Origin of the sequence: Mycetocola lacteus (genome assembly GCF_003667575.1) — a bacterium.
In the GTDB taxonomy this organism is placed as follows: domain Bacteria; phylum Actinomycetota; class Actinomycetes; order Actinomycetales; family Microbacteriaceae; genus Mycetocola; species Mycetocola lacteus.
Map to the genome: position 1 here is coordinate 106,397 of NZ_RCUY01000001.1, position 21,371 is coordinate 127,767.

General features: G+C 65.9%; 15 protein-coding genes, 2 tRNA genes and 1 pseudogene. 6 read left to right on the top strand and 12 right to left on the bottom strand.

Features of this window, described 5'->3' with window-relative positions:
- Positions 1-139 precede the first annotated feature (139 nt).
- Positions 140-2,248, bottom strand: a complete 2,109-nt coding sequence (locus D9V34_RS00490; RefSeq protein ID WP_121687004.1) for a S1C family serine protease — start codon at positions 2,246-2,248, stop codon at positions 140-142.
- 203 nt (positions 2,249-2,451) lie between these two features.
- Here D9V34_RS00490 and D9V34_RS00495 point away from each other — a divergent pair, with 203 nt between their 5' ends.
- Positions 2,452-3,648: an aminotransferase class I/II-fold pyridoxal phosphate-dependent enzyme gene (locus tag D9V34_RS00495; protein ID WP_121687005.1), complete on the top strand. Its 1,197-nt coding sequence runs from the start codon at positions 2,452-2,454 to the stop codon at positions 3,646-3,648.
- A 176-nt stretch (positions 3,649-3,824) separates the two neighbouring features.
- Here the strand turns inward: D9V34_RS00495 and D9V34_RS18000 are convergent.
- A pseudogene (locus D9V34_RS18000) lies at positions 3,825-4,031 on the bottom strand (CHY zinc finger protein); the annotation flags it as partial.
- A 174-nt stretch (positions 4,032-4,205) separates the two neighbouring features.
- Positions 4,206-5,060 carry a carbon-nitrogen hydrolase family protein gene (locus D9V34_RS00505; protein WP_121687007.1) on the bottom strand — a complete coding sequence of 285 codons (855 nt, stop codon included), beginning with the start codon at positions 5,058-5,060 and terminating at the stop codon, positions 4,206-4,208.
- A 552-nt stretch (positions 5,061-5,612) separates the two neighbouring features.
- Here D9V34_RS00505 and D9V34_RS17390 point away from each other — a divergent pair.
- Positions 5,613-6,194 (top strand): hypothetical protein, encoded by a 582-nt coding sequence (locus tag D9V34_RS17390; protein WP_147441567.1) that lies wholly within the window; start codon positions 5,613-5,615, stop codon positions 6,192-6,194.
- A gap of 84 nt (positions 6,195-6,278) precedes the next feature.
- Here D9V34_RS17390 and D9V34_RS00515 read toward each other — a convergent pair.
- The 4 genes from D9V34_RS00515 to D9V34_RS18225 all read right to left on the bottom strand — a co-directional run bounded on the left by D9V34_RS00515 (position 6,279) and on the right by D9V34_RS18225 (position 10,915).
- A tRNA-Met gene (locus tag D9V34_RS00515) sits at positions 6,279-6,355 on the bottom strand.
- A gap of 129 nt (positions 6,356-6,484) precedes the next feature.
- Positions 6,485-6,561, bottom strand: a tRNA-Met gene (locus D9V34_RS00520).
- Positions 6,562-6,696: 135 nt separating this feature from the next.
- Positions 6,697-9,618, bottom strand: coding sequence for a UPF0182 family membrane protein (locus D9V34_RS00525; protein ID WP_281272265.1), 2,922 nt, complete (start codon positions 9,616-9,618; stop codon positions 6,697-6,699).
- A 394-nt stretch (positions 9,619-10,012) separates the two neighbouring features.
- Positions 10,013-10,915 carry an AraC family transcriptional regulator gene (locus D9V34_RS18225; protein ID WP_121687300.1) on the bottom strand — a complete coding sequence of 301 codons (903 nt, stop codon included), beginning with the start codon at positions 10,913-10,915 and terminating at the stop codon, positions 10,013-10,015.
- Positions 10,916-10,995: 80 nt separating this feature from the next.
- Between D9V34_RS18225 and D9V34_RS00535 the strand changes: the two genes are divergently transcribed.
- Positions 10,996-11,820, top strand: a complete 825-nt coding sequence (locus tag D9V34_RS00535) for a Rossmann-fold NAD(P)-binding domain-containing protein (RefSeq protein ID WP_121687009.1) — start codon at positions 10,996-10,998, stop codon at positions 11,818-11,820.
- A gap of 66 nt (positions 11,821-11,886) precedes the next feature.
- Here the strand turns inward: D9V34_RS00535 and D9V34_RS00540 are convergent, their stop codons facing one another.
- Positions 11,887-13,002, bottom strand: a complete 1,116-nt coding sequence (locus D9V34_RS00540; RefSeq protein WP_121687010.1) for a YlbL family protein — start codon at positions 13,000-13,002, stop codon at positions 11,887-11,889.
- 98 nt (positions 13,003-13,100) lie between these two features.
- The gene (locus D9V34_RS00545) at positions 13,101-13,850 is read right to left on the bottom strand and encodes a hypothetical protein (RefSeq protein ID WP_121687011.1); all 750 of its coding nucleotides are present in this window, start codon (positions 13,848-13,850) and stop codon (positions 13,101-13,103) included.
- Between the two features lie 177 nt (positions 13,851-14,027).
- Here D9V34_RS00545 and D9V34_RS00550 point away from each other — a divergent pair, with 177 nt between their 5' ends.
- Together D9V34_RS00550 and D9V34_RS00555 are read left to right on the top strand one after the other, a co-directional pair.
- The gene (locus D9V34_RS00550) at positions 14,028-15,416 is read left to right on the top strand and encodes a zinc-dependent metalloprotease (RefSeq protein ID WP_425454441.1); all 1,389 of its coding nucleotides are present in this window, start codon (positions 14,028-14,030) and stop codon (positions 15,414-15,416) included.
- 167 nt (positions 15,417-15,583) lie between these two features.
- A complete protein-coding gene (locus D9V34_RS00555; protein WP_183091784.1) occupies positions 15,584-16,519 on the top strand; it encodes a TOMM precursor leader peptide-binding protein in 936 nt (311 codons plus the stop codon).
- Here the strand turns inward: D9V34_RS00555 and D9V34_RS00560 are convergent.
- Together D9V34_RS00560 and nudC are read right to left on the bottom strand one after the other, a co-directional pair.
- Complete coding sequence (locus D9V34_RS00560; protein ID WP_121687013.1) at positions 16,491-18,227, bottom strand: ATP-dependent helicase; 1,737 nt, start codon at positions 18,225-18,227, stop codon at positions 16,491-16,493. The two genes, D9V34_RS00555 and D9V34_RS00560, sit on opposite strands and share 29 nt — an antisense overlap.
- Positions 18,228-18,229: 2 nt before the next feature.
- On the bottom strand, positions 18,230-19,285 hold the full coding sequence (nudC, locus tag D9V34_RS00565) for an NAD(+) diphosphatase (RefSeq protein ID WP_121687014.1): 1,056 nt from the start codon (positions 19,283-19,285) through the stop codon (positions 18,230-18,232).
- A gap of 65 nt (positions 19,286-19,350) precedes the next feature.
- Here nudC and D9V34_RS00570 point away from each other — a divergent pair, with 65 nt between their 5' ends.
- Positions 19,351-20,568 carry a phosphotransferase gene (locus D9V34_RS00570; RefSeq protein ID WP_147441568.1) on the top strand — a complete coding sequence of 406 codons (1,218 nt, stop codon included), beginning with the start codon at positions 19,351-19,353 and terminating at the stop codon, positions 20,566-20,568.
- Positions 20,569-20,644: 76 nt separating this feature from the next.
- Here D9V34_RS00570 and D9V34_RS00575 read toward each other — a convergent pair whose 3' ends face one another.
- A complete protein-coding gene (locus tag D9V34_RS00575) occupies positions 20,645-21,268 on the bottom strand; it encodes a TetR/AcrR family transcriptional regulator (RefSeq protein ID WP_121687016.1) in 624 nt (207 codons plus the stop codon).
- Between the last annotated feature and the right edge of the window lie 103 nt (positions 21,269-21,371).

Below are 21,371 nucleotides of genomic sequence, written 5' to 3' on the forward strand. Positions count from 1 at the left end.
GCGTATCAGTCTCATCCGGGATCATGCTGCGGGAACGCCGCAGCCGGGTGTTCACGGCCCCGGATATACGGCGGCGCCCGCCGTGTTGGGAAACACGACGGGCGCGCGATGGCCGTGGAAGGAGGCCGGTGGATCGGGCCTACTTCACCGAGAGGGTGGCCAGGGTCACGTTGGCGGTGCCCTGGTTGGTGCCACGCACGTAGGTGATCTCCACCTTGGTGTCCGGCGCGTAGGAGCGAACCTGAGCGGTCAGATCGTTGGCGCTGGCGACGGGCTTGCCGTTCACAGCGGTCACGATGTCCCCCGCACGCAGTCCGCCGGCCTCGGCGGGTCCACCCGCGGTGACGTCCTTGATCAGGGCGCCGGCGGTGGTCGCGTCGGCGACGGTCGAGGCATCCTGAACGGAGGCACCCAGCAGGCCGTGGGTTGCGGTTCCGGTCTTGATGATCTCGTCGGTGATCCGCTTGACGGTGTTCGACGGGATCGCGAAGCCGAGCCCGGCGCTGGCACCCTGGGTGCTGTTGTCGCTCTTACCCGGGTCGACGATGGCCACGTTGATACCGATCAGTGAGCCGTCGGAGTTCACCAGCGGGCCGCCCGAGTTACCCGGGTTGATCGGAGCATCGGTCTGCAGCACACCGATCGGCACCTGAGCCTTCTGCTGGCTCTGCGGGTTCTGCTGCGGGTTCTGGCCGCGCAGGTCAAAGCCCCAGTTGTGACCGTCGGAGTCACCCGAATCGCCGTTCTGGTCGTTTCCACCGGCGCTGGAATCATTCTTCGGCACCGCGGTGGAGGGCAGGCTCAGCGAGCGGTTCAGCGCGCTGACGATACCGTTGGTCACCGAGTTGGGCAGATCCAGCGGGGCACCCACGGCGATGGCCGCCTGGCCGACATTGAGCTTGTCGGAGTCGGCGAAGTTGATCGGGGTGAAGTCGCTCACACCGTCCACCTTGATCACGGCGAGGTCGTTCAGCGGGTCGCTACCAACGACCTTGGCGTCGTAGCGACGACCGTTGCTGTCCTGCACCTTGATGGCCACATCCGTGGTGGCACCATCCAGGGTGACCACGTGGTTGTTGGTGACGATGTAACCGTCCTTGGTGAGCGCGGCACCGGAACCGGTCGCGCTGCCGCCGGAGGACTGCACCGAGATGGTGAAGGTGCTGGCCAGCGCACGGTGGGCGGCGGCGGCAATCTGATCGACCTTGGTCTCATCGTTGACCGAGACGGTACCGGCACCCACGTTTCCGGTGGAGGAGATGTGGGACTGGTTCGGGGCGATCAGGGCATAGGTGGCCGCACCGATTCCACCACCGAGCAGGGCACCAACCGCGAAGCCTGCGACCACCAAAACGGGGGCGCGACGCTTCTTAGGCCCGGGGGCCGCAAACGCGTTCCCCGAGTTCGGGGGTGTGCCACCGAAGCCGGATCCGCCGGCGGCGTGGGCACCGGGGTGCTGGGCGCTCGAGCCGGGGTAGGCCGGAGCGGCACCCGGGTAGGCGGGAGCCGCGGCCCCGTAGGCCCCCGGAGTCGAGGCGTGGGCACCCGGCGCCAGCGGAGTAGTGGCCGCGGTGGGCGCGGAACCGTGAGCAGCCGGGGCAATCGGGGTGGTGGCCGCGGTGGGCGCGGAACCGTGAGCGGTCGGGGCAATCGGGGTGGTGGCCGCGGTGGGCTGAGCCGAGTGTCCGGGCTGAATCGGGGTAGTCGCAGCGGTCGGCACCGAGGATGCGGGCGGCACGGGCTGGGTCGGCGCGGTGTGCTGGGCCGGGCTCGCGGGCTGAGCGGCGTGGGTCGATGCCGTGGGCTGCTGTGCCGTCGGCTGGTGATTCGTGTGCTGCTGTGCGGCGCTGTACGCGTTGGTCGGCTGCTGTGCCGACGGGTAGGCGGGGGTCGCCGGCTGCTGCGACTGGGCGGGTCCCGCGGCGGTGTATCCGTCGTGGGTGGGCAGCGGCGGAGCCGGACGCGGCTCGGTGGCCTGGTGCGCGGCGGGGGTGACCGGGACGGCCGGGCTCACCGGCGCTGCCGATCCGGCCGGGCTGGCCGGTACGGCTTCCGTGGCCCGGTGTGCGGCGGAGGCATCAGTGGCCGGCACCTCGGGCTGAACCGCGGTCTCGGTCTGGTCGGCCGATACTTCGGGGAGGACCCGCGTCTCGGCCTGGGTGTCTGTGGTGTTGGGGGTAACGGCGGACGTTTCGCCGGTGCCGTCGGCCCCGGTAGTCGGATCGACCTCGTGAGGGTTGTGAGTCATGATTGCTCCTTCCAAGCACAGCCAGCTTGTCGTGCGAACCTGAACGTTTCTTAAGCGCCAGCTGTGGAGTATCCAGCGCCCTGTTTTGCCCCGGATTTCCGGGGTTCCGTAACGATACGACTTCTTCATCGTAGCCGCCGCTAGGCTGGAGCGGGCCGGAAATGACGCCGACCCTTACACATTCTTTAGCAAAAGGACTGGGCATGAACGCTCTCGCTGGTTGGTCTCGAGCCGCAAGAGGTGCGGGGCTCCTCTCCCCCACGGGCGCCCCGGCCGCCTCAATCTTTTCCGAGATGAGCGCCCTGGCGAGTGCAACCGGGGCGATCAACCTGGGGCAGGGTTTCCCCGATGAGGACGGCCCAATCGAGGTTCTGGATGCCGCGCGGGAGGCGATTGCGGCCGGCGTCAACCAGTACCCGCCCGGACGCGGTACCGCGGATCTGCGCCTGGCGATCGCCGAGCACCGTTCTCGCTTCTGGGGCGACACCCCCGATCCCGAAACGGAGATCCTGGTCACCGCGGGCGCCACCGAGGCCCTCGCGGCCACCATCCTGGGTCTCACCCAGCCCGGGGACGAGGTGGTGACCTTCGAGCCCTTCTATGACGCCTACGGCGGCCTGATCGCGCTGGCCGGTGCCACCCACGTGACCGCGACGCTGCACGCCCCGACGTTTACTCCCGATCCCGATGAGCTGCGGCGAGTCATTACCGACCGCACTCGGCTGATCATCGTGAACACCCCGCATAACCCGACCGGCGTCATGCTCTCAACAGAGATCCTGGACCTACTGGTGGAGCTCGCCCACCGTCACGACGCGATTATCGTGACCGATGAGGTGTACGAACACCTAACCTTCGAGCGCACCCACGTCCCCGTGGTGACGCGCCCCGGTGCCGCAGAGCGCACCCTGACGATCTCCTCGGGTGGCAAGACGTTCGCCACCACCGGATGGAAAATCGGCTGGATCAGCGGCCCGGCGGAGCTGATCACGCGGGTGACCACCGTCAAGCAGTTCCTGTCCTACGTCAACGGTGCCCCATTCCAGCCGGCGATAGCGGTGGGACTGCGACTGCCCGACACCTACTTCACCGGGATCGCAGCAACGCTGCGAGGACGCCGCGATCGCCTGGCAGCGGGACTCTCAGCGGCCGGATTCGGAGTATCGCTACCCGACGCCGGGTATTTCATCGTCGCCGATACCGCGCCGCTGGGCTTTGCCGATGCGACCGAGCTGGCGCGCGAGCTCCCCGGAAAAATCGGAATCGCGGCGATTCCGGTGTCGGCCTTTGTCCTGCCCGAACATCGCGATCACACCCGCAGTCTGCTGCGCTTCGCGTTCTGTAAGCGGGACGAGGTTCTCAGCGAGGCACTTACCCGTCTGGAGACCCTCACGGTCTAGGCTGCCGCGCGCTCGATTTCACGCTCGGTGGCGAACATTGCCGGACGCTCAGTGGCCAACACGGCCGTCCGTTCGGCATCGAAGTAGTGTGGGGCGTGCATCGCGAGGTCCGGGCTAAACCCTGCCGCACAGTCGGGGCAGCGGTTCACCTCAAGATACGTCGCGATTGTCAGCGTGGCTGAGCACGCCCCACACAGAATCGCCGGTTCACCCCAGGTTGAGCGCGGCCAACGCTCAAGCCGGTGATCGGCGTCTTCATCATGGCAGCGGAAGCACGGGTAATAGCGAGAGCAGCACGGAACGAGGATGGCGACAATGTCGTGGTCACCGGAAAAGTGAACACAACGAGTCTCCTCGTCCAGCGTTGCTCCATATACTCGCACGTTGCCCTCCCCAAGGCATTTTTCGTTTGCTCATGTGCCACCGAGATTACCGCAAATCACCGGCATTTCCGAGGTTTTTCCCCAGATTAGGGCCGGTAATGCGGCCCCAGTTGGGGGGCAAAAATGAAGCGGGGAGTGACGATCAATAGCGAAATTTCGCGTAATTCCGCGGATCTAGTCGGTTTTTGTGGGGAGTGGTGATCCCGCCCGAGGCAGGACGCGATAGCGGCGCAGAGAGAGCGCGGGATTGGTTTCACGCACCGCCTCGATGTGGGCCGGATCGAGGTCTCCGAGGGCCAACCCCGTTTCGGCACCGAGCGTGGCCAGAGCGATACCGGCCGGGTCAACAATGACACTGGCACCAATTCCGCCGGGTGCACTCTGATCGGCGGCCACCACATAGGCAGTGTTCTCGATCGCGCGGGCAGTGGTCAGGGTGGACCAGTGATGCTCCTTATGCCGCCCGGGAACCCATTCCGAGGGCACCAGGATGACATCGGCACCGGCATCCACCAGAACGCGGGAAGACTCGGGGAAGCGCAGGTCGTAGCAGGTCTGCAGTCCGAAGGTGAGTCCGCCGATCCGGAAGAGCTCGTCGGGGCCCGAGGTGTCTCCGGGGGCGATCCAGTCGCTTTCTCGGGTACCAAACGCATCGTAGAGGTGACGCTTACGGTAGCGGGCCTGAATGCGCCCACTCGGGTCGATGGCCACCACAGTGTTGGAGACGTGGTCGGTGCCCAGGGATTCGAACATCCCAAAGACGATCCAGAGGCCCAGTTCACGGGCCGTCGCCGACACACGCTGAACGAAGGGGCCCTCCAGGGTCTCCGCGTACTCGCGGACCTCCGGGCCAAATGGCGGCCGGAACCAGGCCGAGTACTCGGGGAACACGATCAGTTCGGCTCCGCGATCGCGCGCGGCGCGAGCGAGCCGAAGCATCTCGGTGTGATTATGGTCGGGCTGGTCATCGGGGGCGAACTGTCCGACGGCCACTCGTACGATGGCTGAGTCCTGGGTCTCGACGGTCATAAATTCCACCCTAGCCGCGGCAGCGCGCCGGTGGTGGTCCACGCGGCGTGGTGCACGGACGTGCAGTTGGCGCGCACGGACGGGGCGATAGAGCGACCCGAGCGTGCATCCAGATCTTCGTATGCGTGTCGCATCACGCACCCACCAATTCGATCCACCCCGGAACCGGAGCGTGCGGTCGGTCCCAGGGTGGATCGTTTCAGGCTAATGGTCGACCGTGTTCCCCCCAAGGTAACGGTCGACCCGAATGATCCACGTGATATATGGTCCCCCGACCACATATCCCACACCGTATTGCTACGGTGCCGACTCTTAGAACCCGAATCTCCGAGCCGGGTGAATCACTATGTAAAGACTAAGGCGGGCACTTCCAGCCACCGAGAGTGCTGTCGCAATCTGTGTGCCACATTGTCGCTGCTAGGCGTACCCCATCCCGAGCAGTGCCATGGGTGTATGCAACTCTCCTGAAATCTCATCAAACATGCGGGTGCCGCTGTTAGCGTCTGCCTATCTCCGCGATCGCGGAGATCACACCTACTCCTCGGGGGATGTATGACCACTACCGGCTCACCGTTCCGTTTTCGAACCGTCATGGTTGCCCTGACGGCTCCCACGCTTCTCCTCTCGGGATGCTCGGCACTGCCGGGATTCCTCGAGGGTGAGGGCTCGCTCCCGGCCCCAGGGTCCTCTGGCGCAAGCTCCCCTGGCGCAAACTCCCCTGGTGCAAACTCCTCTGGTGCAGGCTCCACGACGCCCGCAACCCCGGGTAAAGCGGCACCGGCTCAGGACTGCGCGGCCATCCTCCCCATTCTGGGCACACTACCGCCCCTCACCTTGGATGCCAACGCCACCGACTACTTCACCGAGTATGCGGATTCGGTTTCGCGAGCACTTGATGCCAGCACCAACGGCGAGATTACGGCCGCACTCACCGGGATCAGCGCACAGCTCACCCGAGCTTCGGACCTCAGCAACAAGCTGGCCGCGCTGAGCGACACTTCGGGACTGAACCCGGCACAGCTCCTCGAACGGACCCAGCAGGCCGCCGCGCTCACCGCAGAAGCCCCAGCAATTTTCGCCGATCTGTCCACGCAGGTTGGTACGCTCACGAATCTGTGTCCCCAGGTGAAATAAGCCCACCGGCGATTCCGACACACAAATCAGGCAAAGCAAAAAGCCCCCGGAAACCGGGGGCCTTTTCTTGCGATCTTGTCGCGATGGTTGCGGGGGCAGGATTTGAACCTACGACCTCTGGGTTATGAGCCCAGCGAGCTACCGAGCTGCTCCACCCCGCGTTACGTTTGTTAGCTTATCACGCCCCCGCAGGCGAACCAATTCGAGCCGTAGGGTCGGCGCGTCCCCCGCATGACCAGGCAACAAAAAATCCCCGGATCTTCCGATCCGGGGATTTTGGTGTTACCACATGGTTGCGGGAGCAGGATTTGAACCTACGACCTCTGGGTTATGAGCCCAGCGAGCTACCGAGCTGCTCCATCCCGCGTTACGTTTATTACTCTACCGAGTAGATCCTCGAAGCGCCAATCGAGCGATTCCCTCGGCGTGGCGCGAGCCCTCCCCCGCTCCAAAAAACGAACGGCGCCATCCCGAGGGATGACGCCATTCGTGTTGGTGCCGGTTACTTCAGCGCGGCGTTGGCGCGGTCAACCGCGTCACTCAGCGCCTTGTCGGCGGTGCCATAGGCGGCCCAGTCTCCCGACTCGAGCGCCTTCTGCTTGTCCTTCATGGCCTGGGCGGCATCATTCAGGGCGGTGCGCAGGTCCTCGGCCTTAGCCGGGTCCACCGGCGCATCGGTGCTCGGGGTCTCGGTTCCGGGGTCCGGTTCACCGGTTCCCGGGTTTTCCGTCCCACCCGGCTCGGTCGGCACGATGCCTCCGTCGCCGGCGCTCGCACCCGAGTCTCCACCGAAGAGCTCATCCAGAGCCTCATCCAGCGTCGACTTGAACGCGATCTTGTCACCGAAGGCCACCAGCACACGCTGCAGCAGCGGGAACTTGGTGGTACCGCTGGACTGCACATACACGGGCTGGACGTAGAGCAGACCGCCACCCACGGGAACCGTCAGCAGGTTACCGTTGATCACCTCGGTCTGACCCTGCTTCAGCAGGTTGATCTCCTTCGAGACCTCCTGGTTTGCGTTGAACGTGTTCTGCACCTGACCCGGACCGGGGATCGCATCCCCCGAAGTCAACGTGAGCAATCGGAGCTTGCCGTAGTCGGCGCTCTTTTTACCCTTCTCGTTTCCGGCGTTTGCATCGGCGGCCAGGTAACCGGTCAGCACGTTACGGCTGTCTTCACCCTTGCCCGGCGGGATGAAGGACGAGTAGAGCGAGAAGCTCGGCTTGTCCTGACCCGGCATCTGCATCGTCAGGTAGTACGGCGGCTGCAGGCGCGGGTCGTCCTTCTTGGACTGCGGGTCGGACGGGGTGATCCACTTGTCGGTCTCCGAGAAGAACTGGCCGGCGTTGGTGACGTGGTAGTCACCGAGGATCTTGCGCTGCACCTTGAACATGTCGCTCGGGTAGCGCACGTGGCTCAGCAGGTCACCGCTCATCTCGGAGATCGGGCGGATCGTGTTGGGGTAGATCTTCTGCCAGGTCTTCAGAATCGCGTCATCGGTGTCCCACGCGTAGAGCTTCACCGAACCGTCATACGCGTCCACGGTCGCCTTGACCGAGTTGCGCATGTAGTTGATGTCATCCAGCGCGAAGGACTGTCCACCCTCGGCGTCCTGAATCGAGTTCGAGAGGCTCACGGTCTTCGAGTAGGGGAAGTCGGCCGAGGTGGTGTATCCATCCACGATCCAGACGATCCGGCCGTCTACCACCGAGGGGTACGGGTCCGAGTCCAGGTCGAGGTACGGGGCCGCCTTCTTCACTCGGGCCGCCGGGTCGCGGTCATAGAGGATCTGCGAGTCGTTGGTCACATCCGAGGACAGGAAGATCTGCTCGGACTGGAACTTCAGCGCGTACACCAGCTTCTTGAAGATGTTGTCGAGCTTGGGTCCACCATCACCGGTGAACGTGTAGTAGGCCTGCTGGTCACCCTCGCGGCTGGCCGGGTAGTCCAGCTCGATCGGGTCGGTGCCCTTGGGGGCGCCCACGATCGAGTAGCGCGGCGACTGCTCGCCGAAGTACACCCGCGGCTCGAACTTACCCAGCTCACCGGTGGAGGGAATTCCCGACTGCATGAAAACGGGCTGACCATCGGAGGAGCGCTTGTTACCGTAGGCGGCAACCAGGCCATAGCCGTGGGTGTAGACCAGCGAGGAGTTCACCCAGTTCGCGTCCAGGCCGGCCTGGTTGAGCTCACGCACGGCGACCACGGCGTCCTGGCTGCGTCCGTCGATCTCGTAGCGGTCAACGTCCAGGACCTTGGGGAAGCTGTAGTACTGCTTGAACTGCTCGAGCTGCTGGAACGACTTGGTCACCACGGCCGGGTCGATGATCCGGATGTTTGCGGTGGTCTCGGCGTCCTGACGCAGCGCGCCCGGCTCGGCGTCGGTGGTCGCGGCATAGGGAATCTCCTGGACATCGCTCAGCCCATAGGCCGCCCGCGTCAGGTCGATATTCTTCTGCAGATAGGGGGTTTCCAGGGCCTTCTCATTCGGCTGAACCTGGAAGCGCTGAACCAGCGCCGGGTAGGCCAGGCCCAGAACCAGCGCGGACACCAGCAGCAGCGCGGTACCCACCACGGGCAGGCGCCAGCGGCCCACAAACGCGGTCACAAAGAACAGGATGGCCACCAGTGCGGCGATACCGGCGAGGATCATCTTGCCGGGGATCGTGGCGTTGGCATCGGCGTAGTTCACACCGGTAAACCGGCTGGACACGGTGGTCAGGGTCGCGTACTGGTCAAGCCAGATCGACACCGCCTGCAGCAGCAGGTAGACGCCGGCGAGGACGGCGATCTGCACGCGGGCATGCTTGGAGATGCGCAGCTCGCGACCGCTCAGGTGAATCGAACCGTAGAGGTAGGACACCACGGCGGTGAGGATCAGGCTGAGCAGGATCACGGCGGAGGCGAAGGCCACCACGCCGCGGAAGAAGGGGAGGTCGAACATGTAGAACGACGCGTCCAGACCAAACTGCGGGTCGGTGGTTCCGGTCGGGGTCGAGTTGAACCACAGCAGAACCTCCTTCCAGCGTCCGGCCACCGAAAGACCCGCGAAGAGGCCCAGGACTACCGGAATGCCGTAGGTCGCCAGGCGACGCAGCGGCTCGATCAGTTCCTGGTAGCGATCCAGCTGGCTGGAGAGCTTGGCATAGACCGGTCGCAGGCGGTAGGCCAGCTGAATGCTGAGCCACACCGGCACCGCCATGCCGATAAAACCGATCAGGAACATGGCGCTGGTCCCGATCCACTGGGTGGCAAGCACCTCGGTGAATCCCAGCTGGTCATACCAGAGGAAGTCCGTGTAGAAGCCGGAGAACGCGAAGAATGCGACGACGAGCACGCCGACGATAATCACGGTCAGGGCAAGGGGAGACCTCTTTTTTCTGGGGGCTGAAGTTGATGCAGTATTTGATGCTGACGTCACAGTAGGCCTTCGTTGGTATTCGGGGTCGTCACCCCAGTCTACGCGGGAAACGCCGGGCGGGTCCCGCCCGGCGACGCAATTTCATGTCGCTGTCGACACTCTCCTAGGACGTGGGTGTCCCCACTTCGGGGGTGGCCGGTGTAACCGGTGCGGCACCGGTTGTTCCCAGAATGTTCAGGCTGGTGATCCAGAGGCGATCCAGTTGTGCGGGATCATTGGACTCCGTTGCACACGGCACCAGCTCCTCCAGCCGAGCAGCCAGTGCACGTCATGTATCACACGGGGGCGGTTTGAACTTCAGCGGTCAGCGTAAACGGATTCTGCGGAAGATTGAATAGCGGACATGGTTGCGTGCGCGACGGACAGGCGCCTACCCCGGGGCGATCCCTGAAGGTCAGTCCGCTTCGGTCACCCTCCGGCGACGCCAGCGACCGGGCGAGACTCCATAGATCCGCCGAAACGCGGTGGAGAACGCATACTCGTTGGCGTATCCCACTCCCGCGGCAATCGTGGCGAGTGACGCCTCACCACGGGTGAGCGCATCGGCCGCTCGTCGCATCCGTAGTACCGTCAGGTATCGTCCGGGCGGCTCCCCCACCATCGTCCGGAACCGCGCGGCAAAGGCGGCGCGGGACAGACCGACGATCCCGGCCAGCGCATCCACCGTGTGTGCGGCACCGGGGTCCCGGTGAATCGCCCGCAGGGCCGGGGCGAGCAGTGGATCGGCCAGGCCGCGGTACCACCCGGGGCATTGACTGTCAGGCCGGCCCCACCAGGTGCGTAACGAGTAGACGAGGATCAGATCAAGAATCCGATCCAGGATGGATTGGCGGCCGTCCTCCCCCGAATCGGCCTCGGTGGCCATCACCTCCACCAGCACACGATGGGCCGGCTCCAGCTCGCCCGAGCGCAGCACTACGACCCGGGGCAGCGTGGCCAGGAAGGCCTCGCTCAGCCCACCCTCCATCCGGTATGCCCCGCAGAGTATGCGTGCATCGTGGACCGCGGGCTCATCCGATCCCCGCATCCGCGCCTCGCCGATGGGCTCCACCGGGACCCCGGGCGCGCTCACCAGCGTGTAGGGCGTGCCGGCGGTGACCAGCACCACGTCGCCTGCGGCCAGATCCAGCGCCGGAATTCCCGGGACCTCGATCAGACCCGCGCCGCGCAACAGGACGTGCGCCGTCAGCGCGCGACCGCCCGAAAACCCCAGACCCCAGGGGGCGCGGCGATCCAGTATCGAAAACACCGCACCGCGAGCCCGAGCCTGACTCAGCTCCTCCGAGAGAACATCCACATCCTCATCGTAGACGCACACGAATCTTTTCGAGCCGAATAGGCATTGTTTGGAACCTTCAGCGTTTCTAGTCTGGGCCCATGACAGCATTTTTGATTCTCGGCGGCACCGGTAAGGTGGGCCGCCGACTCGCCACCCACCTCTCATCTGCAGGTGTCAGCGTCCGCGCGGTCGGCCGCCGGACCGCCATCCCGTTCGACTGGGACGATCCCACAACCTGGGGCGCCGCGCTTGAGGACATCACCGGCATCTTCATCGTGGGCCCCGGCTCGGCCCGGGACTGGTCCCCGGCCCTCGCCGCGTTCCTGAACCAGGCCCTCGATGCCGGGGTCACCCACGCCGTGCTGCTCTCGGCCCGAGGAGTGGAGTTTCTGCCCGACGGCAACGTGGCCCGTGCCGAGGCCGCCATCGCCCGGGCACCGATTCCGCAGACCATTCTGCGTCCCACACACTTCGCGCAGAACTTCACCGAGGCCATGTTTGTGCCCCGCGACGGCCGGGTGCGGGCACCGCTGGGCGAGGGGCTGGAGCCGTTTATCGACGTGCGCGACATTGTCGAAGTTGCGGCCACCGTCCTGATTGAGTCCGCATCCGCCGCGGGCACGGTCCATACCGGAGTCATCGAACTCTCCGGTCCACGGGCGCTCTCGATGACCCGGGCGCTGGAGATGATCGCCACGGCCACCGGTGTTCCCGCGCGCTTTGACAACGAGGATGAGGACACCCACCGCGAAACGATGCGCGCCGCGGGGGTCCCGGAGGAGTACATTCGCTGGCGGCTCGCGATGCTGCGCGGCATTCGTGATGGCAAGGATGCCTACCTCAGCACCGGGGTCCGTGCGGTGCTGGGACGCGAGGCTACATCCTTCGCCGAGTGGATCGAGCGGGAGATGCGCACGCGCTGATTTTGGTGTCAAAGCGCCAAAAAGCAGTGCCGACCGGGGTGACCCGGTCGGCACTGCTGCACCACCCTACTTGCAGGTGGGGAGGGCGTCGAGGTCGCCCTTATTCTTGATCGTGTCCAGGACCTTCAGCGAGTCGGTCAGTTTCTCGGTGGAGAACACCCGCAGCCCGTCGGGTACGTGACCCACGACCTCGTCACAGTTCGAGGCGGGGGCCAGGAAGTAGGTGGCACCGGCGTTCTTGGCACCGTAGAGCTTCTGCCGAATACCGCCGATCGGTCCCACGGTTCCGGCCGCATCGATGGTTCCGGTGCCGGCCACATGCGCGCCGCCGGTGAGGTCATCGCCGGAGAGCTTGTCGATGATCCCCAGGGCAAACATCATGCCGGCGCTGGGTCCGCCGATGTCGGCCAGGTTGATCTTGACCTCGAAGGGGAAATCGAACACCTCGCCCGTGCCCACGCCGATCACCGCGCGCTGGGAACCGTCGCTCGCGGTGGCCAGGGTCGGCGTCATATCGATCTTCAGCGGGGCACCATCGCGGGTGACCTCCATCGTCAGCGCCTTCTCGGTCCCGTTCTCCTTGACCAGCTTCTGCACACCCTCCAGGTCGTCCACCGGGGTTCCGTTGACCGAAACGACCTCATCGCCGACCTTGAGCTTGCCATCGGCCGGAGCGCCGCCCTGAATCATGGTGACCCGGAGGTGCGAGGGAACCGCATAGCCCTGGTGTTTCAGCGCCGCGGCGATCGCGTCCTGCTGGGAGCTGACCATGAGCTGCTGGTTCTGCTCATTGCGCTGATCGGTGGTCACACCGGCCGGGTAGATCTCATCAATCGGAACCACGGTGCGCTCCCGATCAAACCACGAAGAAATGACGCTGAGCCAGGTGGCCGGACGCTCACGGTCACCCAGAAGCTGAACCGTCAGCAGGTCAAGGTTGCCGGTGGTTTTATGGGTCTGCTCACCGTTGATCTCGATGATCGGAACCTCTTTGTCCTTGATCATCGTGGTGCCCAGGGTGTTTTCCACCGGGCCCGGCTGCTGCACCAGATAGGTACTCGGGGCGAAGGCCAGAATCAGCAAAAGGCCCATCGCGACCAGCAGAAACACCCAACCGGTGCGGCGACGACGCGCACGCGGGTCACTCTGCTGTGCGGCATGGGGCTGTTCAAATAGCGACACGGGGGCCTTTCCTCAACACAGAGCCGCACCACGGGAGCCGTGATGGGGCATAGACATCCAGACTAGAGCCTGGAAACCTCAAATTCACTGAGATCCACTCACTCCACACCGGCGACGCCGCACAGGGCGAAGCCCGCGCCGTGCTGGATAGTGAGTTCCTCCTCCTCGCCACGCAGCGTGCAGGAGACCTCGCCGTCGGGGTGATCGCTGACGACGCGGATCTCGGCATAGTCGCCGACCGCGATATCCAGCCGAATGGGTTTCAACGCGATCAGGGTGTCGGAGTACTCGGAGCCATCCGGACGCAGCACGGTGTAGCGGGCGGGCACGGGAGAGGAAGCCGCAAGCTCGACGCTGACGGTCCGCGCCCCCTCGGCGGGCGTCACATCCACGATCCGGGTTCCCGCGACGCCGCCGCTGTTCACCGCAACCCCTAATCCCAACAGCAGGCACAGCGGCACCACCATCAGCCAGCCCAGTGCCCCCACACATACGGCGACGATGGACAGGGTGCGACCGCGTCCGGCGCGCTGGATCGCCACCGCGCCGGCGCCGGCGGCCAGGCCGCGCCGGGCCAGGATGCACTGCCAGAGGCCAAAGATTCCGACCGGAAAAAACAGAATTGTCCCGGTGATCGCCAGCGCCAGGTTGGGACGCAGCGGCACCACCTCGGTCTCCTGAAGCAGCGCGGCGTCGGCGTCGGTAGCCTCGGGGGCCGCACGGTCCAGTGGTGCCGGGAAGCTGGGGAGGGCCTGGGCCGGATCCACCTCGTTCACCTCATGCGGGAACGACGCCGACGGGTCGCCAGCGTCATGATCCGGGGTGTGCGGGCTGATACTCGGGTCCATTCCTTCGGGGATGTTATTCCTCCATCCAACCATGAATTTGTCCGGGGCCCGGTTTTCGGCCCGTCACGCACACTGTTCGCGGCGGGCGGACGATAATTGCCCGAAAAACCGATGCCGCTTCGGGACGTACCTGTAGCGTAGAAAGGGCTACTTGGAGCATTCGGAAAGGTGGCACACGTGCCAGACGAAAACGCAGGCAACCCCGAGGACGAGTTCCGCGAAATGCTGAACCGGTTTATCTCCGGGCAGGGCGGTATCGACCCGTCCCAGCTCGCCGGTGCCGCCGGTCTGCCCGCCGATCCCGCCGCGCTCTCGGCCATGCTGAGCCAGCTGCAAAACGCGATGCGCGGATCCACAGATGGCGGCGTCAACTGGGGTGTGGCCGGAGATCAGGCACGCCAGATCGCCAACGCCCAGAGCGTGGACACCCCCGAGGAGCAGCGCCATGCCCTCGAACAGGCTCTCAACGTGGCCTCGCTGTGGCTCGCCGATGCGACCACGTTCTCCGAGCTGAGCGCCTCCCCGACCCTGGTCAGCCGTGCCGAATGGGCACGATTGAGCATGCCGGTCTGGACCGAGGTGGCCGAGCCGGTGGCCAGCAGCATCTCCGATGCGCTCGCCACGGTCCTGCAGGAGCAGGCACCCGAGGAGCTGCGGGGCATGATCGCCGGTGCCAGCCAGATGCTGCGCAGCGTGGGCGGCGCCCTGTTCGCGATGCAGCTGGGACAGGTCGTGGGTCAGCTCTCCAGCGAGGTGGTGTCCGGTGGCGACATCGGCATCCCGCTGATGGAGGATAACCACGCGGTCCTGGTCCCCCAGAACATCGCCGCCTTCGGCGAGGGCCTGGATATCCCCACCGATCAGGTTCAGCTCTACCTGGCCGTACGCGAACTCGCGCACGCGCGTCTGTTCCGCAACGCCCGCTGGCTGCGCCTGCACCTGATTTCCGCGATTACCGCGTTTGCCCGCGGTATCTCGATCGACATCGATGCGATGGAATCCCTGGCCGAGGACTTCGACCCGAGCAACCCCGAGCAGCTGCGCAGCGCGCTGAGCAACGGCTCGCTGATTCCGCCCAAGACCGAGTCCCAGCTCGCCTCGCTGGCATCGCTGGAAACCACCCTCGCGCTAATCGAGGGCTGGGTGGACGTTGTCACTGCCCAGGCCACCGTGCGTTTGCCGCGGGCTCAGGCGATCGCCGAAACCGTGCGTCGTCGTCGCGCAACCGGCGGCCCCGCCGAGTCGGCCTTCGCCGCGCTGGTGGGTCTGGAACTGCGTCCGCGCCGACTGCGCGAAGCCGCGGCGCTGTGGCAGGCAGTGACCGAGGCCGTGGGTACCGAGGCACGCGACGCACTCTGGGCACACCCGGATCTGGTGCCGACCGCCGCGGACATCGACGACCCCGAGGGCTTCATTGCCCGCCTCACCGCGCTGGCCCGCGGCGAGGTGCCCGAGCGCGATGAAATGGATGACGCCCTGGATGCGCTGCTGCGCGGCGAATTCGGAAGCACCGACGGCAGCTCGACCGATTCGACCGAGCCCGGCCCGGACACCCCCACGGCCTAATCACGGCGAACGCACACATGCGCGAGATCCCTCGGGATCTCGCGCATGTGTGCGTTCGGGGCGGCACCGGACAGACCCGTCAGGCGGCGGGAGCTGTGTCCCGAGTCCGCCCCATTCGCACAGCGCATGTCCGGGTGATCCGGAGCGCCGGGGCGCACACTCGATCCATGATGATCAAACTCAACCCCACTCTTCCGCTGCTATGGCGCACCCCAACCGAGTTTCAGATCGGTTTTGACCCACCTGCTGCCATCACCCTCACCGCCGTGACGCCCGCGGTTGAGCACCTGCTGGGGGCGCTCTGCGCCGGTGCCACCGTGTCCCTGCTGGAGGAGCTCGGGGCACGGGGCGGATTGACCACGGCGGAGGTTCATGCGCTGCTCAGGGTGCTCGATCCCGCGCTCGAAGACCATCCCGACACGGGTCCGGCCCGCCGCCGATCGCGCACTCCCCGATGGGCAATTCTGGGACAGTTCCGCGGACATCCACACCCGCTGGTGCGGGCGATCGCGCAGACCGCGGATTCGGTGCGGCTGGATCCTCCACGCACCACGCTCGCGGCCACCCGGTGCCCCGCGCTCGTGGTCCTGGTGGATAACTTTGTGATTCCGCCCCACCGCTACGCCCCCTGGCTCTCGGAGGAAATCCCCCACCTGGCCGTGGTGTGCTGGGATCGTCAGGTGCGAATCGGCCCGCTCGTGGAACCCGGCACCGGTCCGTGCATCGGGTGCGTCCAGCGCTCCGCGGCGGCCCGCGATCCCACCTGGGCATCCCTGGCGATTCAGGCACATCGGAGCCTGGCAGCAAGCGCTCAACCGCCGCTCTCGGCTCTGGCCGTGGGGCCGGTGCTGGCGGCGGTCCATGCGCGGCTGCGGGCGAATAGCCGAGAGCTCCGCACGGGGATCCTGGTGATGGATGGGTCCTCGATCCGCGGTCGGCGAGAACAGATCTTCCCGCACCCCGAGTGTGCCTGCGGTGCCGGCGACCCCGCGGGCTCGGGGCCTGCGGAATCGGGGCCTGCGGAATCGGGGCCTGCAGACTCAGGGCCCACGGGCTCAGGGCCCGCGCCCGGGACTAACGGGTTGAGTGCCCCATTTCCGTGAGGAAACGGGACGGCATTCGGCTCCCACCACCGCGCGGTGCGCCCTCCGCCCAGGAGAGCATCAGGCGCGAGCGGGCCCGGGTGATGCCCACATACATGAGTCGCCGCTCCTCATCCACCATCGTCTCGGTGGTGGCGTAGCTAATCGGCACCAGCCCCTCGCTGAGTCCCACCAGGAACACCGTCTCCCATTCCAGGCCCTTGGCCGAGTGCATCGTGGCCAGGGTGACGGCCTGCTGGGTGGGTTCGGCTCCGGCCGCCTGACGCTCCAGGAGCTCATCGGTAAACATGCGCAGGGTTGTTCCGGGTGCCGCGCGGTCCACCAGGTCCATCAGCGTGTTCAGGGCCTCCCAGCGTTCGCGCAGTGCGCCGGGCTGCTCGGGTGGATCCACCGTCCAGCCGTGGGCACGCAGCACGTCGCTCACCGATTTGAACAGCGGCTCACCCACGATCGATACCGATGCTCCGCGCAGCTCCATCAGGGCCTGACGAATCTCGGGCCGATCAAAGAAGCGGGTCCCGCCGTGCATGCGGAATGCCAGACCGGCCTCGTTCAGGGCCTGTTCAAACACCGAGGACTGCACGTTGACCCGGAACAGGATCGCGATGTCGGCGAGCTCGGTTCCCGACTCATGCAGCTCAAGGATCCGGGACACCACCCCGCGCGCCTCGGCAAGATCGTCGCGGAAGCGGGCGGTGATCGGTGCGGGGCTCGCGGCCGCGCGGCCCGGGCCGTCGGAGCCGGACGGGGACGCGGCATCCGCCGCCCGCAGTTCCAGGGCTCCCGCCCGTCCCCGCATCAGGGCGTTGGCATCCTTGATGATGGGGGCCGTGGAGCGATAGTTTCGCTCCAGACGCACGATGGTCGCGTCATGATAGTTACGTTCAAAGTCCAAGAGATAGGAGCTGCGTGCCCCGGCGAAGGTGTAGATCGTCTGGCTGGCATCACCCACCACACACAGATCGTTGCGCGGGCCGAGCCAGGCGTCCAGCAGCTGCTGCTGCAGCGGAGAAACGTCCTGGTACTCATCCACCACGAAGTGCCGGAACTGTTCTCGCACCTGCATCGCCACCGAGGCCTCGGAGTGGATCATGCCCACGCAGGTGAGCAGGACGTCCTCAAAGTCGAGCTGCTTACGCTCATCCTTGAGATCCTCGTACCCCTGCTGCAGGGTCGCCACCTGCTCGAGGGAGATCGAGCCGATACCGGGCCGGTCCGACTCCGCATACTGTTCGATGCTCAGCCCGCTGACCTTACGCCACTCGATCTCGGCGGCCAGGTCGCGCAGCGCGGCGGTATCCAAACGCAGTCGGCGAGCCTCGGCGAGCTGGCCCAGGAGCTTACCCTTACCGCTGATCAGGGTGGGGAAGGCCCCGCCCACGGTGTGCGGCCAGAAGTAGTTCAGCTGGCTCAGTGCCGCCGAGTGAAAGGTTCGCGCAGATACGCCGTGCGCACCGAGCACACGGAGCCGGGAGCGCAGTTCGGCCGCCGCCCGGGTGGTGAAGGTCAGCGCCAATACCCGGTTCGCCGCGAAGGTACCTGTCGCAACCCCATAGGCGATTCGGTGGGTGATCGCCCGGGTCTTTCCGGTGCCGGCACCCGCCAGCACACACACCGGACCGCCGAGGGACTCGGCAACCACACGCTGGTCGGGATCCAGCCCCGCCAGCAGCGCCTCGGGATCGGTGGAGACCGGTTGAAGGTTCATGCTCATGCCCAGGCGGGTCCCGACCGGTCGGCCTGCGCGGCGGCAATGTCTCCTCCGCCGTCGGCACTCAGCCAGTCATCCAGCAGGGCGCGGGCGATCGAGGTCGTTCCGGGCAGGGTCAGCGTGCCCGCCTCGGCGCGCAGAGACTCGCGGGAGAACCAGCGCAGATCCAGGATCTCCTCGCCGTCGGGGGTCACCGCAAGCGGATCCTGATCCGCCGCCACCCGGGCGGTGTAGCCCAGCATCAGCGAGCGCGGCAGCGGCCAGGGCTGGGATCCGCGATAGCGCGGGTCAACAACCCGGACCCCGGCCTCCTCGAAAATTTCCCGGACCACTGCCTGCTCCAGCGACTCCCCCGCCTCGACAAACCCAGCCAGCAGCGAGTACTGCCCCGCCCGCCACAGCGCATTGGAACCCAGCAGTACCCGGTCCTCGGCGTCGGTGACCAACACGATGATCGCCGGGTCGGTGCGCGGGAAATGCTCGGCCCCACAGTTCGGGCAGTGCCGCGACCATCCGGCCTGGCGCACCTCGGTCAGGTGGCCGCAACGGGAGCAGAAGGTACTCGATCGGTGCCAGTTCACCAGGGCCAAAGCCTCGGTGAGCAGGCCGGCATCGCGCGCCTCAAACACCGCCCCGAAGTCTCGCAGGCTCCCCCACTCGCCATTCGGATGTACCCGGGCGGCGGCCTCATCGGCCTCGCTTCCGGCTGCATCCGCGCCGTTCAGCACGTCCAGATCCAGGCTCACGATGCGGGCCCCGACGGGGGTACCCGCCTCATCTTGGAGCGCACGGCCCAGGTAGGTTGGCGGCAGGGTCGCAATATCGGCGGGGAGCTCACTCGCCCGAAACAGGCGCAACCGGGCGTGTTCCACCGCCGTGGTGCCCGCACGCATCAGCAGATACCGAGCGTCGGCATCGGCGAGCAAGTCGATCGCCAGGTCCGGATTCTCGCGGGTTGTGTAGTCGCGGTCGATCTCACTGCGGGAGAGTGGAAGGTCGGCGAGGATGCCGAAACGGTCCGAATTGTCGGCTGCGGCCTGAAGATGATTGGACATGGGCTCCCTCTGTGAACGGGCGTGGCGGCCCGCATCACGGGTCGTCGCGATCTAACCTAGAGAACATGGTCAGATCGCATTTAACTCTAGCCGCGTTGGCGACCGCTGCGGTGCCCGGACTCGAGGTGCGTGCAAGCGGGACCCTGGCACTTGATGGATCCGGAGATTTCGACTCGGCGCTCCTGCGTACCGGCACCGACGAGGACGTCGTGGTGCGCGTCCCCAGCAACGAGCGTGCGGCCGGCGAACAGGCCATCGAGCTCATCGCCCTCCAGGCCATGACCGCGGGCATTCGCAGTCGTCTGCCGTTCGAGGTACCCACCGTGATCGGCCAGGCACCGGCAAGCCCCGGCCGAATTGTGGTGTCCAAATTCCTGCCCGGATTTCATGTGCCCGCCGCATACATTCCTCCGGGAGACGGTGTCGCCACCTCGATCGGTGGGGCTATTGCCGCGATCCACACCCTGCCCGCCTCCTTCGTGACCGAGATCGGACTGCCAGCCCTGACCGCCGCACAGTGCCGAAACGAGGCCCTAAACGTGATCGAGCGCGCGGCCTCCACCCGGCGTCTGCCCGCGGCGATCCGCCAGCGCTGGAGCGACGCCGCCAACGATGACAGCCTGTGGCAGTTCCAGCCCGTGGTCATCAACGGCACGCTGAGCACCGAATCCTTCCTGATCACCGACCACGAGGTGGGACCGGTGGTCAGCGGACTGGTCGGGTGGAGCGGCCTGCGGGTGAGCGATCCCGCCCGCGATCTGCACTGGCTCAGCGCGGCCCCCGAGGCCGCCGATGACGTGTTTGCCTCCTATCGGATCTCCTGCACCCGCACCCCGGATCGGTTTATCCGACAGCGGGCGCTGCTGCACGCCGAGCTCGAACTGGCACGTTGGCTCCTGCACGGACTGGACACCCGCAATCAGGAGGTCATCGAGGACGCCGTGGGGCTGCTCGACGGACTCGTCGACAGTGTCCTGGGGAACCTCTCCGAGCCGATCAATCCCGAGGCCGACCCGGTGCTTGCCGTGGGGGACGTTGAGACCCTCCTCAAGAGCACCCCAAAAACCACGCCCTCCACCGCGCAGATCGGTATGGAAACCGACACCTACGACTTCGACGAGGAAACCGCGGTCTCCAATGAGACGGGGCCGATTGGTCTACCCGAGGACGTCCTGGGGGATGACACCGCCGAGCCCGCAACGAACGCTGAGGCTACCTCCGAGACGAGCGATCCCGACCAGGAGGAAACCCGAGAAATCCCCTCGGGCGGCTCGGACCGCTAGGTCGGCCACCTTCCCACATAACGCTGAAACGCCGCGATCCGATATCCTCGGATCGCGGCGTTTCTGTGTCGGATTCCTATGCGGCGAGAAGCTCTCCCTGGACGCCACTGGCACCCTGGACGAACCGGGACAGCGCATCCACACAGCTTCCCTCCCCGGCGGGGTTCCCCGCCAGCTCGGCGGAGCTGGGTGAGTTCCCACCCACCAGGCCCTCGATCAGGGCTCCCACAATCGCCCCGGCGATCAGGGCGGTGGGCTGCTCGGGGAGTTCCCCGCTGGCAACACCGTCCTGCAGAATCTCCTCAACCAGGGTTGCCGCGTCCCGACGGCAATACACGCGTTCGCGCACCACCTCGGGGCCCGCGGGCTCATGAATCAGAGCCGTGGCAAACGCCCGCTCGCCCAGCACAACCCGGGCAAATTCGCGCACCACGGTGTCTAGGCGTTCGGCGGCCGATCGCTGGCTGCGGAATGGATCATCGTGACCGATCGCCGCACGAATGCGATTCGCCATGACCGAATACGCATTCACCGTGACCGCGGCGATCAGGTTATTTTTGGCTGGAAATAGTGAGTACACGGTGGCGGGCCCAAATCCCGCGTTCCGTGCAACCGCGGCGATGCTGAGGCCGGCGAGGCCGGACTCAGCGATCATGTTGCCCGCGGCTAAAATAATTACTTCTCGACGCTGTTCGCTCATTGGTCCCCCTGACCAGGTTGCGGCCGGTGCCGGTTGGACCGGTCATCTGTGCCCAGAATAGGGGTCCCGTTCGGCCTGCGATAGGCCCCGTTTGGGGGCCATA

Excerpts from the sequence above, each read along its gene's own strand:
- D9V34_RS00490 (WP_121687004.1), bottom strand. The coding sequence starts at position 2,248 with ATGACTCACAACCCTCACGAGGTCGATCCGACTACCGGGGCCGACGGC.
- D9V34_RS00495 (WP_121687005.1), top strand. The coding sequence starts at position 2,452 with ATGAACGCTCTCGCTGGTTGGTCTCGAGCCGCAAGAGGTGCGGGGCTC.
- D9V34_RS00505 (WP_121687007.1), bottom strand. The coding sequence starts at position 5,060 with ATGACCGTCGAGACCCAGGACTCAGCCATCGTACGAGTGGCCGTCGGA.
- D9V34_RS17390 (WP_147441567.1), top strand. The coding sequence starts at position 5,613 with ATGACCACTACCGGCTCACCGTTCCGTTTTCGAACCGTCATGGTTGCC.
- D9V34_RS00535 (WP_121687009.1), top strand. The coding sequence starts at position 10,996 with ATGACAGCATTTTTGATTCTCGGCGGCACCGGTAAGGTGGGCCGCCGA.
- D9V34_RS00545 (WP_121687011.1), bottom strand. The coding sequence starts at position 13,850 with ATGGACCCGAGTATCAGCCCGCACACCCCGGATCATGACGCTGGCGAC.
- D9V34_RS00555 (WP_183091784.1), top strand. The coding sequence starts at position 15,584 with ATGATGATCAAACTCAACCCCACTCTTCCGCTGCTATGGCGCACCCCA.
- D9V34_RS00560 (WP_121687013.1), bottom strand. The coding sequence starts at position 18,227 with ATGAACCTTCAACCGGTCTCCACCGATCCCGAGGCGCTGCTGGCGGGG.
- nudC (WP_121687014.1), bottom strand. The coding sequence starts at position 19,285 with ATGTCCAATCATCTTCAGGCCGCAGCCGACAATTCGGACCGTTTCGGC.
- D9V34_RS00570 (WP_147441568.1), top strand. The coding sequence starts at position 19,351 with ATGGTCAGATCGCATTTAACTCTAGCCGCGTTGGCGACCGCTGCGGTG.
- D9V34_RS00575 (WP_121687016.1), bottom strand. The coding sequence starts at position 21,268 with ATGAGCGAACAGCGTCGAGAAGTAATTATTTTAGCCGCGGGCAACATG.